9 protein-coding genes and 1 tRNA gene are annotated in these 19,064 nt (G+C 41.6%); 3 read left to right on the forward strand and 7 right to left on the reverse strand.

Annotated elements, in window-relative coordinates; genetic code table 11:
- Positions 1-121 precede the first annotated feature (121 nt).
- The 6 genes from Q4533_RS16970 to malQ all read right to left on the reverse strand — a co-directional run bounded on the left by Q4533_RS16970 (position 122) and on the right by malQ (position 12,423).
- Positions 122-1,846, reverse strand: coding sequence for a glycogen synthase (locus tag Q4533_RS16970; RefSeq protein WP_303503462.1), 1,725 nt, complete (start codon positions 1,844-1,846; stop codon positions 122-124).
- A gap of 145 nt (positions 1,847-1,991) precedes the next feature.
- Positions 1,992-3,254 carry a glucose-1-phosphate adenylyltransferase gene (glgC, locus tag Q4533_RS16975; protein WP_102438149.1) on the reverse strand — a complete coding sequence of 421 codons (1,263 nt, stop codon included), beginning with the start codon at positions 3,252-3,254 and terminating at the stop codon, positions 1,992-1,994.
- A gap of 55 nt (positions 3,255-3,309) precedes the next feature.
- Positions 3,310-5,823 (reverse strand): glycogen/starch/alpha-glucan phosphorylase, encoded by a 2,514-nt coding sequence (locus tag Q4533_RS16980; RefSeq protein WP_303446199.1) that lies wholly within the window; start codon positions 5,821-5,823, stop codon positions 3,310-3,312.
- Complete coding sequence (gene glgX, locus Q4533_RS16985) at positions 5,810-7,942, reverse strand: glycogen debranching protein GlgX (RefSeq protein ID WP_303503464.1); 2,133 nt, start codon at positions 7,940-7,942, stop codon at positions 5,810-5,812. Before glgX ends, Q4533_RS16980 begins: the two co-directional genes overlap by 14 nt.
- Positions 7,943-7,944: 2 nt before the next feature.
- Positions 7,945-10,182: a 1,4-alpha-glucan branching protein GlgB gene (gene glgB, locus Q4533_RS16990; RefSeq protein WP_102476854.1), complete on the reverse strand. Its 2,238-nt coding sequence runs from the start codon at positions 10,180-10,182 to the stop codon at positions 7,945-7,947.
- 54 nt (positions 10,183-10,236) lie between these two features.
- Positions 10,237-12,423, reverse strand: coding sequence for a 4-alpha-glucanotransferase (malQ, locus tag Q4533_RS16995; protein ID WP_102531717.1), 2,187 nt, complete (start codon positions 12,421-12,423; stop codon positions 10,237-10,239).
- Positions 12,424-12,827: 404 nt separating this feature from the next.
- Here malQ and Q4533_RS17000 point away from each other — a divergent pair, with 404 nt between their 5' ends.
- Together Q4533_RS17000 and asnS are read left to right on the forward strand one after the other, a co-directional pair.
- Positions 12,828-13,421: a CoA pyrophosphatase gene (locus Q4533_RS17000; protein WP_102438159.1), complete on the forward strand. Its 594-nt coding sequence runs from the start codon at positions 12,828-12,830 to the stop codon at positions 13,419-13,421.
- Between the two features lie 538 nt (positions 13,422-13,959).
- On the forward strand, positions 13,960-15,360 hold the full coding sequence (gene asnS, locus Q4533_RS17005) for an asparagine--tRNA ligase (protein ID WP_102438161.1): 1,401 nt from the start codon (positions 13,960-13,962) through the stop codon (positions 15,358-15,360).
- A 167-nt stretch (positions 15,361-15,527) separates the two neighbouring features.
- Here asnS and uvrB read toward each other — a convergent pair whose 3' ends face one another.
- Positions 15,528-17,567, reverse strand: a complete 2,040-nt coding sequence (gene uvrB / locus Q4533_RS17010; RefSeq protein ID WP_102531716.1) for an excinuclease ABC subunit UvrB — start codon at positions 17,565-17,567, stop codon at positions 15,528-15,530.
- Positions 17,568-18,991: 1,424 nt separating this feature from the next.
- Here uvrB and Q4533_RS17015 point away from each other — a divergent pair.
- Positions 18,992-19,064: transfer RNA gene (locus Q4533_RS17015), tRNA-Asn, on the forward strand.

The following is a 19,064-nucleotide window of genomic DNA, read 5'->3' on the forward strand; positions in this document are numbered from 1 at the left end:
TTAAGCTGAAGCTTACGAAAGTTAACTCAGCTAAAACTTAACTAAGCTAAGGGTTGAGTTAAATCTCACAATCATCACACTGCCGCTTTACTTAACCTTTAACTTAGTAGTAAAAAGGTATTCAACTGTATAACTGCTGGCGATATTGCTTAGCCACCTGTTGCCAGCTAAAGCGTTCTTGACTGGCAGCAATCTCCATTTGACGATATTGCTCAGGTTGCTCATTACTCAAGCTTAAGGCGTTAATTAACACCTGAATAAATTGCTCCGCTTGGTGAGCTAAATTATGACCTTCAAATAACCAACCGGTTTGCTGATCTTTAATGGTATCGCGTAAACCACCTACCCCATGGGCAATACACACCTGACCTTGCTTCATGGCTAATAATTGGCTGATACCACAAGGCTCAAAGCTACTTGGCATGACAAACAAATCACCTAACTGATAAAGTTCATCGGATAATTGCTGATCATAGCCATTAATAAACACAAAGTTACTGTGCCTTGACGCGACCTGTTGAAACTCTTTGGCTATGACATGATAGCCACTCCCCAGTAGCATAAACACCCCTTGGGGTTTTAATCGTTTTAACTCAATCAGCATAGCGTCTAATAGGCTTTGGCCAGTACTGTTTGCCTCAACGGGATAGGGTTGACGTAACAGCAACACCTTTTGATCTGTTAACCGCCCTACTGATGTCATTAAGAAATCAATCGAGCTCGCTTGGTTGATTTGTTGCATTTGCCATTGTTGTAAACGCGCTAAAGTTATTTGATCGACACTGCGAGCAGAGTCTGTTTTACCTAACCATTTAATGACTGTATCTTGTGATTTCACTAATAGCTGATTAATCGATTTGTTAGCGGTTTTCTTATCAGGTTTTGCAGTGGTCAATTCACTTTCAGCACTATTAACATCACTATCATTAACACCACTATCATTAACACCACTATCATTAACACCACTGTTATCATTCTCATAAACGCAGCCATTGAGTATTCCTACAATGTCACCACGATTATGTTTATCTAACATGGACGCTTCTAAGCCTTCACCACCAAAAAAACCATTTTGATGATCGGATGCCATTAACACCTCATGAGCATAGGTCGGCGACACTAAATGTACCTTGTCACTGAGCTCAATACCCATTTTCATTGGGTTTACACAGTTAGGATATCGTGGATCGCTTAAATGAGCTTTTTGCTCATCTGTTAAAAGGTGCGTTAGCTCAGGAAACCATGCAGCAAATGATGAGACATCATCACGTATTGGTCTTATGCCCTGCAGGGCTAAATTATGAATTGAGAATACACATTGGCATTGCTTTAACATGGCATATTGTGGGTCAAATGCCCGTAACATCACCAGCATTCCGGCGTGCCAGTCATGCATATGCATCACATCAACTTCGGGGATTAAACCATCAATATAAGCTTGGGCTACCGCTAAATTAAATAAGGCAAACTTAGTGGCGTCATCAGCAAAGGGCCTATCATTACTGCCTGCACAATAAACTTGATTACCCTCGCTATTAAATAAATGATGCTCAAATAAGTATACTTGGCTGTTAAGGTATGTATTGCCGTCAACACTGGTTCTGGGTCTTGGCATCAGCGCCACGCTGACGATTTCAATATTAGCACCAAATTTTACCGCTACAGTGCCGATGTTATTAGCATTATAAGTTTGTGCAATATAGCCATAATTAGGCATAGCCACATCCACAATAATATCTTCGCTTGCTAATGCTGGAGGCAAGTCGCGAATAACATCAGCCATACCACCGACTTTCGCGCCAGATATCGCGTCGTTCTCAGCTGCGATCATTAATACTTTTTTCACTAGTGAATACCTTTTAAATGCTATTAGGTTTTTTATTCGGTGTTACATGATGTAAAATGTTGAGCCGCCAAGTTTAACCAAAGGGTAAACCTGCAGCTCAACTAAATTGAAAAGCCGACTAAATTGAATAAGTCGACTAAATCAATTACTCATAACCCGTAGGTAAACCGAGCATTTTTCTAGTAACTAGGGTTATGCCTTTTTCTGACACCCTAAATCCACGGGCAATATCTTGGGCACGATTAAAGCCAATTTCCATACCTTCAGGAATGATACAACCGCGATCAATAATGGCATTTTGAATACGGCAATTTTTAAGTACCACTACATCAGGTAACAACACCGAGTCTTTCACTAATGAGTATGAACACACCCGCACTTCATCAAACAGCACACTACGCTTGACCTTAGCACCTGAAATAATACAACCACCAGAAACGATTGAATCTACCGCCATACCACGGCGATCATCATCATCGAAAACAAATTTAGCGGGTGGAAGTTGCTCCTGATAAGTCCAAATTGGCCATTTAGCATCATATAAATTCAGTGCTGGTGTGGGTGACAATAACTCCATATTGGCTTGAAAAAATGAATCCAAGGTGCCCACATCACGCCAGTATGCTGGCTCATCAGGTACTGCACTGGTGAACGGGAAAGCAAATATATTGGCGTGCTCGATAATGGACGGAATAATATCTTTACCAAAATCTCGGTCTGAGTTTTCGTTATTGGCATCTTTCTTTAACTGATCGAATAAAAACTTAGTGTTAAACACATAATTGCCCATCGATGCTAAACAAAACTCTTCATTACCTGGGATAGATTTAGGCACGGCAGGTTTTTCTTCAAAGCCGACCACCCGCATATCTTCATCCACTTCCATTACCCCAAACGCATTAGCAGCTTCAGGAATGGGCGTTTCTAAACAGCACACTGTCATATCAGCGCCAGATTCCGCATGAGCGGCCAGTAAACCGGCATAATCCATTCGATAAACGTGGTCCCCAGATAACACCATCACGTATTTAGGTAACTCATGACGAATAATATCGATATTTTGAAATACCGCATCAGCAGTGCCTTCATACCAGTTGCCTGAGGTTTGCTGTGATGCTGGCAAGATTTCCACTGACTCGCCCAGCTCTTTCTTAAAGTGGCCCCAACCACGGCTAACATGGCGAATTAACGAGTGAGATTTGTATTGGGTGACTACCCCAACACGGCGGATCCCTGAGTTAATGCAGTTTGATAATGGAAAATCAATAATGCGGAACTTACCTCCGAAATATAACGCCGGTTTAGCACGCCAATCGGTTAACTCATGTAAGCGAGAGCCTCGACCACCAGCTAGAATTAATGCATAGGTATCACGGGTAAGATTACTAATATAACGAGCATTTGACATATATTAAGACTCCTAACTTTAAACTCAGCAACTTGCTGAAAATATAATGGCGTGATTATTTGGCAAACCAAATGTCGTCACGATACGCACTAATAGTGTTGTCACTAGAAAAACGTCCGCTGGATGCAGTATTTCTAATACTCATTTGAGTCCAGTGTTCTTGATTGGCATAGGCAGCAGCGACGTTTTCTTGTGCTACGCGATATGCATCAAAATCGGCGGCGATCATCCATTGATCATATGGGTCTTCAATGGCAGCAATAATGCTGTCAAAAATACCCGGTTCCACTAAATTGAAATGGCCACTTTTAAGCATCTCTAACACATGTTTGAGTGCGGGTGACTGTTGAATATATTGATGGGGGTTGTAGTGAGATTTAAGCTGACTAACCTCGTCAGCATTAAGACCAAATAAGAAGAAGTTGTCATCACCCACTTCTTCAAGCATTTCAACGTTTGCACCATCGAGGGTGCCTATGGTGAGAGCGCCATTCATCATAAATTTCATATTGCCGGTGCCCGATGCTTCTTTACCAGCAGTGGAGATTTGCTCAGATAAATCTGTGGCCGGGCAAATTTTTTCCATGGCGCTGACATTATAGTTTGGCAAAAAAGCAAAACGTAAATATGGCGTTACCACAGGATCTGAGTTCACCATATGGGCCACATTATTGGCGAGTTTGATGATTTGCTTGGCCATGGCATAACCAGGCGCCGCTTTGCCGCCAATCAGCACACAACGGGGCTGCATCCCTTGGGTATCACCCGCCACAATGCGTTGATATAAATGAATAACATGCAATATATTCAGTAACTGGCGTTTGTATTCATGAATGCGCTTAACCTGTACGTCAAACATCATCTTAGGGTCAAACTCAACCTCACACTCAGCTGCCACTAATTTGGCTAAATCTACCTTGTTATCAAATTTGACGGTCTGCCACTGCTTCAAAAAGGCTTGGTCATCGGTAAAGGCATTAAGGGCTGTTAGCTGGGTTAAATCGGTCACCCAACTATCACCTAAACGGCGAGTAATTAGCTGTGCCAAGCGCGGATTACAATGGGCCAGCCAGCGCCTTGGCGTCACACCGTTGGTTTTATTATTGAATTTGTGTGGCCATAGCTGATAAAAATCATTAAACAAACCAGACTTTAATAATTGGGTATGCAGACCTGCGACGCCATTAACCGAAAAGCTAGCCACAATTGCAAGGTATGCCATTCTCACATGGGGTTCGTGGCCTTCTTCGATAATCGACATCGCCGCTAATTTGTCATTATCACCTGGCCAATGGTGAGCAACGGCTTCGAGGTAACGGGCATTAATTTCATAAATAATGTCCAAAATGCGTGGCAACATGTGCTTTAGCATGCGCACAGGCCAGCGCTCTAGCGCTTCTGGTAGCAAGGTGTGATTAGTGTATGCCACGCTGCTTGAGGTAATATCCCATGCTTGATCCCAATCCAAGCCATAGGTATCCATGAGCAAACGCATTAATTCAGGTACTGAAATACTGGGGTGAGTATCATTAAGTTGCATGGCATTAAGCTCACTAAAGCGACTAAAATCGCTGCCATGAACCGCCACATAGCGCAGTAAAATGTCCTGTAAACTGGCCGAAGATAAAAAATACTGCTGCCTTAAACGCAGCTCTTTACCATTTTCACTGGCGTCATTGGGGTACAGCACCATGGTAATTTGCTCGGCCATATTTTTACGGGCCACGGCCTCGGTATAATCACCATCATTAAATTCTGCTAAATCAAAATCATCAGTGGCTTCAGCTTTCCACAGCCTTAACGTATTAATCCGACCGTTTTTATAGCCGGGTACTGGCATATCGTGTGGCACTGCGTTGACATCTTGAGTATCAATCCACACATAATGACGATGACCTTGTAGATCGACATAGGATTCAGTATGGCCAAAAAATGGCACACTAATGGTGTGATTGGCTAATCTCACTTCCCATGGATTGCCTTCTCTTAACCAGCGATCCGGTTGCTCTATTTGATATCCATCAACCACTTTTTGCTTAAACATGCCGTATTCATAGCGAATACCATAACCAACAACCGCTAGGTCTAAACTGGCGCAACTATCTAAAAAGCATGCGGCTAAGCGGCCTAAACCGCCGTTACCTAAACCGGCATCAAGCTCGGCTTCTTGTAAGGTTTCTAAATCTACTGCGTAGCTATTTAGCGCCTCACGAGTCTCTGTTGTTAAATCTAAACTGAGTAAAGCATTACCCAAGGTACGGCCCATCAAAAACTCCAGCGATAAATAAGCCACTTGTTTTTGCTGATATTGGTTATCTTTTAAGCGTGTTTCTCGCCATTGTTGCAGTAAATTTGCTTTAACCGCTGACGCTAACGCGCCATACATATCATTGGTGGCATTTTCATCACGGCTTAACACCCCTTGAAGTTGTCGCTTAAAGGTGGCATCTAAACTGTCACAAGGATCGCAATCTAGATGGTCATTACTTATTGGCTCATTTTTGAGTGTCGATTTAGCCGCTTTTGTGGCCGTTTTTTTCTCGCGGGTTTTCCTTTTAGTGACTGTCATCGATTAATTCCTTATCTTGAACTAGTTGAAAATTGGCATGAAATAACATCAGGCTTCGACTTTGAAGTACTGCCTTACTTTCTTTAATCAATTCACTTTGCGCTAAATTGTCGTTATTAAGGTTTTGGGTTGACAGCAAACATTGCCAAGGGTCATAACAATTTAAGCTCGGTAAGGTAAATGTCTGACTTTCAACATCAGCATTGAGTATCAGTAATAGTGCGTGGGGTTGTTGTAGCGCTGATTCACCGGAAGTTATCGCCACGGCCAAACTACGACAACTTTGTTCACTCCATTGACGTTTTGACATAGGTTCACCATCACGGCCATACCAAACAAAGCCGCTATCGCGTTTATTATCAGGCACATGAATAAAGTCTCGATGGCATAAAATCGGGAAACGCTGACGTAAGTTAATTAATTGCGAGGTAAATTCGACTAATGACCAATCAATGGCTTGCCAGTCTATCCAACTGATCTTGTTATCTTGACAATAGGCGTTGTTATTACCGTGCTGACTGTGACCCATTTCGTCGCCACTCAGCATCATGGGTACCCCTTGGGACAGCAAAAGTGTGGCAAGAAAGTTTCGCTGCTGGCGTTGACGAGTTTGATTGATAACTACCTTGCTGGTTTCGCCTTCTTCGCCGTAATTGGCACTGAGGTTTTCATGATGGCCGTCGCGGTTACCTTCACCATTAGCCAAGTTATGCCGTTGGTTAAAGCTGACTAAGTCTTTTAAGGTGTAACCATCATGACTGGTAATAAAATTGATACTTGCCGATGGACTGCGGCCATGGTGTTCAAAAAAATCGTCTGAGCCATGAAAGCGTCTGGCAAATTCAGGGAGCATCCCATGATCGCCGCGCCAAAAACGGCGCATGGTATCTCGGTAGCGATCGTTCCATTCACTAAATGCGATAGGATAATTACCCAGTTGATAACCACCGGGACCAATATCCCAAGGCTCGGCAATCAGTTTCACCTGACACAACACGGGATCTTGCGATAAGGCATCAAAAAAACCGCATCCTGGATCAAAACCATAGGTTTCACGGCCTAAGCAACTGGCTAAATCAAATCTAAAACCATCAACTCCCATGACTTCAACCCAATATCGCAATGAGTCCATAATCAATTGCAACACTTGCGGGTGGTTTGAATTAAAGGTGTTACCGCAACCAGTATCATTGATATACAAACGCTGTTCGTTAGACACCAATCGATAATAGTTGGCGTTGTCGATGCCGCGAAAGCTTAAGGTGGGTCCCAAACGACTGCCTTCTGCAGTATGGTTATAAACCACATCTAAGATCACTTCGATACCCGCATCGTGCAGGCTATCAACCATGTCGCGAAACTCAGTAATACTCTCGCCACTCATATAAGCTGCGTTGGGTGCAAAAAATCCAATGCTGTTGTAGCCCCAGTAATTACTGAGGTTCTTTTCGATTAAAAATGGCTCATTGAAAAAGCTTTGCACTGGCAGTAGTTCAACACAGTTAACCCCTAACTGGGTTAAATATTGGATACTGCTGGGGGCAGCAAGGCCAGCATAAGTGCCTTTAATATCATCATTTACTTCAGGATTTAACACACTAAAACCTTTTACATGGGTTTCATAAATGATGGTTTGTTCTAAAGGAATATTAAGCCTTTTAACCGGTCTGTTTCGTAGCGCTCTGTCATCTACTACACAGCATTTAGGCATGTATTTGGCGTTATCTTTGCTGCAAAAAGATAAATCAGAATCAGGGCTATCAATTTGATAGCCATAAGTTGCATCGTTAGCTTCAAGTTCACCAAACAGCTGCTTGGCGTAAGGGTCTAGCAATAGTTTATGATGATTAAAGCGGTGCCCAAGTAAGGGTTGATAGGGTCCATAAACCCGATAACCATATAAGGTACCCGCTTTCGCTTGTGGCAAGTAACCATGCCAAATTTGTCTGGTTTTTTGGGTTAACGGAAATTGTTGTTCGTTAAGCCCAAACTCGTCAAAAAGACATAGCACCACTTGGGTGGCGTTAGCTGAAAATAGCGCAAAGTTCACGCCATTATCATCAACGCTGGCGCCCAAGGGGTAAGGCTTTCCTGTAAGCAAAGGGTTAACCGATTCCATAGTTAATCCTCTTCAGATTCTAAACTGGTGCGGGCGGCCTTAACACTGAGCACAATCGTCGCCAATGGCGGTACAGTCACCAGACCACTGCGTGCCATGCCTTGCCAGTCAACATCGGTATTAATAATGGTGTCATTGCTTACCGCGCTACCGCCATAACACGGGCTATCACTATTGAGCACTTCGATATAATCATTTTCAGAAGGTAAACCGACCCTAAAGTCGTAATGCACTTGCGGGGTCATATTGACCACAAATATTAAATGCTGCCCACTGTCTTTGGCATAGCGAATAAAACTAAAGATACTGGCATCACCATTATCACAATCCAGCCATTGAAAACCTGATGGCTGATGGTCCAGTTCATATAAGGCTGGGCTTTCACTGTATAAGCTATTGAGATCTCTAACCCAATCTTGCATGCCTTGGTGCGGCGCGTATTGCAGTAAATGCCAATCTAGGCTTTGGTTATGATTCCACTCATCACGTTGGGCAAACTCTGTGCCCATAAACAGCAGTTTTTTACCTGGATGGCCCCACATAAAGCCTAAAAAGCTTCTTAAGGTGGCAAACTTTTGCCAATCATCACCGGGAATTTTATGCAGTAACGAGCCTTTACCGTGCACCACTTCATCGTGACTTAAGGACAAAATAAATTGCTCGGTATAGGCATACACTAAGCTAAAGGTCATTTCATGGTGGTGATGTTTACGGTAAATGGGATCGCGACTAAGGTAACTCAAGCAGTCATTCATCCAGCCCATATTCCACTTAAAACCAAAGCCTAAGCCACCATTTTCAGTGGTGTCTGTCACTCCGCCCCAAGCGGTTGATTCTTCTGCCACCATAGTGACACCTGGGTAGGCGGCATAGATTCGCTCATTGAGCAATTTCAAAAATTCAATGGCTTGAATGTTTTCGCGTCCGCCATACTCATTAGGCAGCCATTGACCAGATTCTCGGCTGTAATCGAGATATAGCATGGAAGACACGGCATCGAGCCTTAGCCCATCGAAGTGAAACTCTTCAAGCCAATAACAGGCATTACTGAGTAAAAAGCTTTGTACTTCGCCGCGGCCGTAATTAAATATTAAAGTGTCCCAGTCAGGATGCTCCCCTTGACGTGGATCTTGATGTTCATACAAACAACTGCCGTCAAACTTAGCCAGTCCATGAGGGTCTTTAGGGAAATGAGCCGGCACCCAGTCTAATAAAACCCCAATATCATGTTGATGACATTCATCTATAAAGGCTTTTAAGCCAACGGGATCACCAAAGCGGTAAGTTGCTGCATATAAACCAACAGGTTGATAACCCCAAGAGCCATCAAATGGGTATTCACTGATTGGCATCAGTTGCAGGTGGGTAAAGCCCATTTCTTTAAGATATGGAATCAATTCATCAGCTAAGTCTTGATAACTGAGGTAACTATCGCCCCACTCACCTTTACGCTTCCATGAAGCGAGATGAACTTCATAAACAGACATAGGCAATTGATGTAGTTGCTGTTTTGCGCGCTGCTTAAGCCATTTTTTGTCTTGCCATTTATAATCAGTTTTGTGTGGAACAACCGATGAATTACCCGGCGCTGCTTGCATTTGAATCGCATAAGGGTCGGCTTTTTCAGTTAAAGCGCCATCTTGTGTAGTGACACTAAATTTATAAAATTGGCCTGCATCAGCATTGGGAATAAATATTTCCCAAATGCCATTACTAGGATGAAAGCGCATGATATGGGCTCTGCCATCCCAATGATTAAAATCACCTACTACGGCAACTTTTTGAGCATTCGGCGCCCAGACACAAAAATGAACACCTTCTACACCTGCGATAGTCTTCCAGTTCGCACCTAGAAATTGGTAGCTTTTTTGCTGCTTTCCTTCAGCAAATAAGTAGATGTCATCATCATCCAGCAAGCTGCCAAACTGGTAGGGATCGATTATGGTTTCAATACTCATTGGATAAGTCACTTTTAAGCTATATAAAAATGGCTTAACCCGTCGTCCCATAGTGCCAGCAAATAAACCCTGCTCATCAACTTGGGTTAATGAAGCGACTTTTTTACCATCTTTTAGACTGATCACTTCAACTTCTATTGCACCTTTGACGAAGCATCTAACGATCAAAGATTTGCCATTGTCGGCTTTATGCATACCCAGTAATGAAAATACATCAGTAAAATTACCACTCAGTAATGCGGTATCGGTTCCATGATTAAAATAAGGGGCATTATTAGTCATTTTGCATTGCTCCATAAATGTTTGAATTAATGATTACGCTGTTCGTTATTCGCATTAGCCGTAAACAGCCCATTCAGGCTTGCCGCTGTCATCTATATATTTGCTACGTCTGGTTTTATTGATGGCATCGAGCCTGTTATTGACTGTTGAATCTGCTGAAATTTGTTCTAAAGTGCGACTTAAGCGTCGACACCAATTGGGGTATTGTTTCCAAGTACCGGGAATGTTTATCGGTTTGACTTCATCGATCAGATCGTCAATTTGAATGCTATATAGGGCTGAATTACCCGATGCCGATAACTGGAGCCAAGCAAGCATTAATTGCTCAAAATCAACTTCACCCATCACAATATTGGCTTTGATAAGATGATGCTGACTAAGTAAATCCAGTAGTTGTTGTTTCTCTATCAGCCTTAGCGATTTCGCCTCATCAAGTTGTTGCTCGTTGTCATACAGATTTAACTGATGCCGTAATTCAATATCTGCCGCAGTCCACCACGCCGTTAATGTCGGCACATCATGGTTTGCTAGCATCATCAAACTGTGAGACTTATAAAAGGCGGGGTTCATAAAGCCGTCATGATGTTTAGCAAAGTAAAATAGTTCGTTTGAAAATATTTTTGCTTTAGCTAGGTTGGCGACAATTTCTGGCGGCACTATGCCAAGGTCTTCGCCAATTAACACACATTGGGCTCGCTGACTTTCTAGGCACAAAATGGCTAATAAAGTATCCAATGGGTAATACACATATGCCCCATTGCCTAAACCTTCCTGCTTAGGCCACCACCATAAGCGTAATAAGCCCATGACATGATCGATTCGTAAACCGCCACAAGACACCATATTCGAGCGGATCAAATCAATGAAATGCTCAAATTTATGCTGGGCTAATTTGATAGGGTCAAAAGGCGTTAAACCCCAGTTTTGCCCTTGAGGGGCAAAAGGATCTGGCGGTGCACCAATATTGGCATTGGTACAAAAATTATCGATATTTGCACAGACTTCAGCCCCCGTAGGCGAGGCACCGACTGCCATATCACGAATTAGCCCTAAGGACATGCCTGCAGTTTTGGCTTTTGCCTGACACTGAAGTAATTGCTCATAAGCGATAAATTGTAAATAACACAGAAATTCTGCATCTGTAAAACACGAATTTCGCTGTTGCTGGTGGGTGACATATTGGCTTAAACCTTCACCCTGCTGTTGCTTAAAACAGGCAAAGTCTAGATAGCGTTTACTGTGGTTGTTTTTATGCTCTTTAATAAACGCGTTAAACAGCATTTGATAAATAGAAAATTTAGTTTCATGTATCTCGCAGTAATCAAGCAATCTAGACTGAGCTAATTGATATTGTTTATTTCGCCAAAGCTTAGAAGTTATAACCCCTTCAATGGCAGCGTATTCAGCCACTGACTCGATGTGAATGTATAACGGATTAAGTCGACGTCTATCTGATGGGCTATAAGGGCTGGCACTTTCTGGTAAATCCAGAGCGTGTAATGGGTTTAGTAAAATAAAATCTGCGCCTTTTGCAGCAGCTAACTCGATGAGCTTTTGTAAATCATTAAAGTCACCAATCCCCCACTGGCTTTGGCTAGTAAGGCTATAAAGTTGGGTGCTAAGCCCCCATTTGGCTGTTTTACTGTCAGCATGAACATAGGCGCTGCGCGGCGCAATCATTAATTGACCGGTATATGTTTCACTGGAGCTTGCAGATTCAACAGTGGCACTGATACCGTGGTAACCAAGGCCTAGCGGGGCATTAATGTCATCATTTAATTGATACTGATATTTAAGATAACTGATACCATCAATGCCATAATCACCCACAACCCGCATTTGGCCGAGGCTGATTGGAAAATGAAATTTATCACCATGTTCAATTTCAATCTCAACTTTTATGCTGCCAGTAAAATGCTCAGGTAAATGAAACTCAACAATAGGGTCATCCACATAGCTCCATTGAAACCCATGCAGAGGCTGTAACCATGGCGCGGCATCTAATTCAAAAATCCGTTGCTGAATAAATTCATCGCTTAAAGTCGAGCTAACAAAAGAACGATTAGCAGCAATATTATTTAGCGTGTCACTCGTTGATGCACCTTTAGTTGATGCATCATTAACACACATGGATTGTAAAATTCCATTTCTATCTAGAGGCTGGATCTGTACATTGTTGCCAAAGCAATCTATAAACTCAGCGCCTACGCCTTGCAAATACAGTAACTTCCCTAGTCCCATATTTGTCGCCCTCGCGAATGTCTTAACTGATTAATAACCCAGCAGTTACCATGCCAGCACAACATCACAGTTTAACGACAGTTTAATTTCAATCAGGTTACAGAATAAAAAGATTAAATTTCAAGATCTTAAAACCAACTGATTGTAAATTAAATTTACAAACTTGTTTAAAACGAAATTAAAAGCGTAATTAAAAACAATCACTTTGGTGCATTAACGCACAGCAAACGTGCAAAAAAACCAAACCCAATTTTACTGCAAGGCCTATAAAGTAAAATAACAGCCATAAAACTTTGCTTATAAACAGCTTAAAACCGTCAAACTTACGGTTATTGTGCTAATTTAAAGGGAAGACTTGCGCCATTTTATTTTTATAAAACCAATATGATTATCTGGGACGTTTGATGAATACTACGCAGTTCAATATTCACTTTTCATTGCAAACATTAACAAACCATATTGTTTCCCCACCAAAAGAGCTTCGCTCTAGAAAAGCCGCGGTATTAGTGCCTTTACTCGAAGTAGATGGCGAGCTTCAACTGTTGCTAACCAAAAGAGCATTACATTTACGCGCCCACCCAGGTCAATTTAGTTTCCCTGGCGGTAAAGTAGATAAACAAGATAGCAGTATGATTTTTACTGCCCTTAGAGAGGCTGAAGAAGAGATTGCCTTATTACCTGAAAATGTTGATGTGATCGGTACATTTCCGCCCCATACAACCTTTACCGGATTTGAAATAACCCCAGTTATCGGCATTGTTAAACAACCTTTTGAGATAGCGCTAGATCCAGGAGAAGTCGCCGAGGCTTTTTGGGTGCCACTTAAACACTTTTTAAACCCTAAAAATCGACACAGTATTCAGTATCAACGTCATGGCAGCTTTTATGATGTCCATTATATGCCCTATCAAGGTAAATTCATTTGGGGAGTAACAGCGGCAATCATTAATTTACTCTGTTGTCATTTAAACAATTCAGCTAACGTTTTTAATGGTTAATAAAAGAAACTTAAGTTTAGTTTCCCTACAAACGAGATGATACCAACCATTCAAATAAGCTAGCGAATTACAAACCCGCTACCTGTGACATATTCAAGTGTTACAGTTAAAGCAGGCTCTCAGAATAATCGGTTCTCAATCCTTTTGAGCTCGCTATATTGGAACTAGCTATAATTTAAATCGCTATAACAGCGGCTTCTATTAGCATAAGTCTCACTAAAATCCCCAAACTGGAAAACGGCTAAGCGCCAGCCACTGATAGCAGCCTAAGTAAGACTTGTATTAGCCTTGGTCATCTACATATCACCGCTAGTTAAGTTTCGCAGGTTTTAAATACATCACTTTGTCATACGCTTATAACTGAATTTTCAGATAAAAAAGTAATATTGCCGCAATATTTTTAAGCAGATTCTGCTGGGTTTGTTAAAACTTGTGAAAATATCTGCCTGCAAGCGGCTTTTACCCTTGTGAAAAGCCCATTTCAAGGTAATATAAAGCCCCTATTTATATCATTGATTCATTGGAGAACTAAGCAACAATGAGCATTACATCTGTCGCTTCTGTATTTAAAGGTGACTTTGCGATCGGTTCGCAAGTTACGGTACGTGGTTGGGTTCGCTCACGCCGCGATTCTAAAGCTGGTATTTCATTTCTAGCCGTTTATGACGGTTCATGTTTTGATCCTATTCAAGGTGTTGTACCGAATAATTTAGAAAATTATACCAATGAAGTGCTAAAGCTTACTGCTGGTTGCTCTGTGATCATGACTGGTGAAGTTGTTGAATCTCCGGGTAAAGGCCAAGCATTTGAAATGCAAGTAACCAAGGTTGAAGTTGCAGGTTTAGTTGAAGACCCTGATACTTACCCTATGGCTGCTAAGCGTCACTCAATTGAGCATTTACGCGAATTAGCTCATCTTCGCCCACGCACTAACATTATTGGCGCAGTGGCCCGTGTTCGTAACTGTTTATCTCAAGCTATCCATCGCTTTTACAATGAACAAGGTTATATCTGGGTTTCTACACCACTTATCACTGCTTCTGATACTGAAGGCGCGGGTGAAATGTTCCGCGTTTCGACGTTAGATTTAGAAAATCTACCCCGTAACGATCAAGGCACGGTTGATTACAGCGAAGACTTTTTCGGTAAAGAATCATTCTTAACCGTATCAGGTCAGTTAAATGCTGAAACTTACGCTTGTGCATTATCAAAAGTGTATACCTTTGGCCCGACTTTCCGCGCTGAAAACTCAAATACTAGCCGTCATTTAGCTGAATTTTGGATGGTTGAACCTGAAGTGGCTTTTGCTGATTTAGATGATGCGGCCAAACTTGCTGAAGACATGCTGAAATTCTGTTTCAGAGCCGTTCTTGAAGAACGTCGTGATGATTTAGAATTCTTTGCTCAACGAGTAGAGAAAACTGCCATTGAGCGTTTAGAAGCATTCGTGACCAGTGACTTCGCCCAAATCGATTACACTGATGCCATTGAGATTCTTAAAGCTTGTGATAAGAAGTTTGAGTTTGATGTTGAATGGGGTATCGACTTACATTCAGAGCATGAACGCTACCTTGCTGAAGAGCATTTTAAAGCGCCTGTTGTTGTTAAAAACTACCCTAAAGACATCAAAGCGTTCTACATGCGTCTTAATGATGACGGTAAAACTGTAGCAGCAATGGACGTATTAGCACCAGGTATTGGTGAAATTATTGGCGGCGCACAACGTGAAGAACGTTTAGACGTTCTTGATGCTCGTCTTGCTGAGATGAACTTAGACCAAGAAGATTACTGGTGGTACCGTGATCTACGTCGTTATGGCACTGTGCCACACGCAGGTTTTGGTTTAGGCTTTGAGCGTCTAGTATCTTATGTTACTGGCGTAAGCAATATCCGAGACGTGATCCCATTCCCACGTTCACCTAAGTCAGCCAACTTCTAAATCTAACTGGCTCACTCAATAAAAACGCGCTTAATTAGCGCGTTTTTTTATGGCTTAAATATGGCAAAATACCTTTGAATTTCATTCAATAAAAAAGGCTCTCAGCAAAGTAATTATCACTTTAAGCCATTACTTAATAGGTTTTTTAAGAACTGATATTTTAATCGTTAACTGTTAATAATGATTTTATCTCGCAATTGTTTTACTTCATCTCTTAAGGCTGCAGCTTGTTCAAATTCAAGGTCTCGCGCATGTTGATGCATCTGCTTTTCAAGTACATCAATCTGCTTGGCTAACTCTGCAACACTTAGCACCTTAGTGTCTTTATCGCCATATTCAGGCGATTTCTCTGCAACTTTACCGAAGGCGGTATATTGATGTTTACTGTTACCACGGTGAGGATCGCCTAAGTCCATCACATCGGTGATTTTCTTAACTACCCCTTTAGGTACTTGGCCTAATTTCAGGTTATGCTCATGTTGTTTGGTGCGGCGACGTTCGGTTTCTTCCATGGCTTTTGCCATAGAGTTGGTAATTTTGTCAGCATATAAGATCACTTTACCGTTAACATTACGTGCAGCGCGGCCAATGGTTTGGATTAAAGAGCGCTCAGAGCGCAAAAAGCCTTCTTTATCAGCATCAAGAATACACACTAAAGACACCTCAGGCATATCGAGTCCTTCACGAAGTAAGTTAATCCCCACCAATACATCGAAAACGCCAAGCCTTAAGTCACGAATAACTTCGACTCGCTCAACGGTATCGATGTCTGAATGTAAATAGCGTACTTTCACCCCATGTTCATCGAGGTATTCTGTAAGATCTTCTGACATCCGTTTGGTTAAGGTTGTGACTAAAACCCTTTCATTGGCCGCGACACGCTTTGGAATTTCAGATAACAAATCATCTACTTGTATCGCCACTGGGCGCACTTCTAATTCAGGGTCTAATAAACCTGTCGGCCTAACCACCTGCTCTGCAATTTCGCCATCACTTTGTTCAAACTCATAATCACTGGGCGTGGCAGAGACAAAAATGGTTTGAGGCATTAATTGCTCAAACTCTTCAAACTTAAGCGGCCGGTTATCTAACGCTGACGGTAGTCTAAAGCCATATTCAACTAGGGTTGTTTTACGACTTCTATCACCTTTATACATAGCGCCAATTTGTGGCACAGTAACGTGTGATTCATCGATAATCAGCAGGCCATTTGCTGGTAGATAATCTAATAAGGTAGGCGGCCCATCGCCTTCTGTACGACCTGATAGATAGCGTGAATAGTTTTCAATACCAGAGCAATAACCCAGTTCGACCATCATTTCAATATCGTATTGCACCCGTTCGGAGATCCGCTGCGCTTCTATTAGCTTATTGTTATCCAAAAGCTCCTGACGGCGTTCTCTTAACTCTTCCTTAATATGTTCCGTTGCTTCGATAATCGTTTCACGAGGAGTGACATAGTGACTTTTAGGATAGACTGTGGTTCTTGCTAAGCGCTTAGTAACCTGCCCTGTTAATGGATCAAATTCACTGAGCTGCTCAATTTCATCATCAAATAATTCAATTCGTATTGCATCACGCTCTGATTCAGCAGGAAAGACATCAATCACTTCACCGCGAACCCTGAAAGTACCACGCTGTAAATCAATATCATTGCGAGTGTATTGCAATTCACCTAAGCGGGTAATGATGTCTCTTTGTCCCATCAGATCACCCTGACGAAGATGCAATAGCATTTTCATATAAAGTTCGGGGTCACCTAAACCATAAATTGCCGACACTGAGGCTATCAGCACCACGTCTTTGCGTTCTAATAAGGCTTTGGTTGCAGAGAGCCGCATTTGTTCAATATGCGCATTGACCGAGGCATCTTTTTCAATAAAGGTATTTGACGCCGGAACATAGGCTTCTGGCTGATAATAATCATAATAAGAAACAAAATACTCTACGGCATTATTAGGAAAAAACTCTTTCATTTCGCCGTATAACTGCGCTGCAAGGGTTTTGTTTGGCGCCATGATAATCGTTGGGCGTCCTAAGGTTTGAATAATATTGGCTACCGTAAAGGTTTTACCAGAGCCCGTAACCCCTAATAAGGTCTGCTTAGCCACGCCTGCATCTAAGCCATCAACTAATTGCTTGATTGCCGTGGGCTGATCACCAGCAGGTGTATAGTCTGATACAAGATTAAAAACCGATTCTGACACTAGGATATATCCTTCTTTGTTGAAGGTGCATTTTATACTGAAGCCATCCATCTTTGCGAATGAGATTTATAGAAAACAACACTTAGCAGTAATTTATTACATTTCAAGCTTAGAAATATGAAATATTGCTACAAACGGAGTTTTAGGCTGCATTAGGTGAACAAAGTGCCTAAATCCCTTCATGAATGCACCATTTAATACACAACATTAACTTAAGCTTGTTTACATTAAGGCTCGCTAAACAACATTCATTAGAATAAAAGCATTGCATTTCTTATCACTATGAAATTAAACAGAATTTTATTTATGCTGAATATTGGTAGATTTTAAGTCACTACCAATGTTTATAAGGGCTTGAGGGCATATTTCAAGAGTAACACACAGGCTTATCCACAGATTTAGTGGATAAGTCACTCTAACCCAATACTGATGGGCTATTGCAATAGGTGCGGTTTAATAAAATCGTAAAAAAACTATCATGAAATAAAATTACATTTGAAAGTTAGACTTACGAACTAGAAAAAATTTACATAACAATTGCACTGTTTAGATTATTAGGTTTTAGCAAATTAAATAGCATGTGATTAACATCAAGCATTTAGCTTAAAATACCTGCTTGAGTCTATATCCTGACTTACTTTAATCAAGACGTTAGCTCAGTACACTCAAGCTGCATATCACCCATTACTACTAGTATACTTACTCCATTTTTAACTATTCTGCCAAGAGTGAAACAAACTGCTGCGCAACCTTTATTGGTATTCCCTATTCGGTGTTGTTAAGAATGGTGAATAAGCGCTGATACCTGCGTTGTGACATAAGCAAAGCTTCAATCAATTTTAAATCCAATTAATAGCGTTACGAATAGCGCTAGCTGATGGATCAATTTGATGGCAGTTATGACTAGAGATATCAAGCCAGCAAACGCTATAACTCAAGTCGCCCTATAAATGTACAGCGAGCATCTTATATTAGCCGCTTGACCAAGCAGTGGGATACGTCTTTATTTTACTCAGCTTGCTTGAACTTAGCTTATATAGAAGCGTTTAACTGTCCTTTAGTTGCGACAAGTGGTAATGACCATAAAGCTTAAATTGACCAGGCAGGCTTATTTGCAGATTCACTTGAGCACTAAAAAGTAATCTAAAAGTGACATTAGGCGTATTGAACATTTAAATCAGCTTGTTTTAGCGCCGATATGAAAATATAAGCTTTAGAAATACCAAGCATTTATTTCTAAAAGCTGTTTTAATCAAAAAATAAGTTAACTAAAAAACACCCATAACGGCCATTTATAAGCCTCAATGTGTATTAGGTGAGCAGTTAACATCAATTTTTCACTTTTTTTTATATCTCGAGTTGACGGATTGATCAGGGCGTTTTACTATGCGCTCCGTTCTCAGCAATACATTGCTAAAGACGATTCCCCTGTAGTTCAGTTGGTAGAACGGCGGACTGTTAATCCGTATGTCACTGGTTCGAGTCCAGTCCGGGGAG

It is taken from the genome of Shewanella sp. 6_MG-2023 (genome assembly GCF_030547195.1).
In the GTDB taxonomy this organism is placed as follows: Bacteria; Pseudomonadota; Gammaproteobacteria; order Enterobacterales; family Shewanellaceae; genus Shewanella.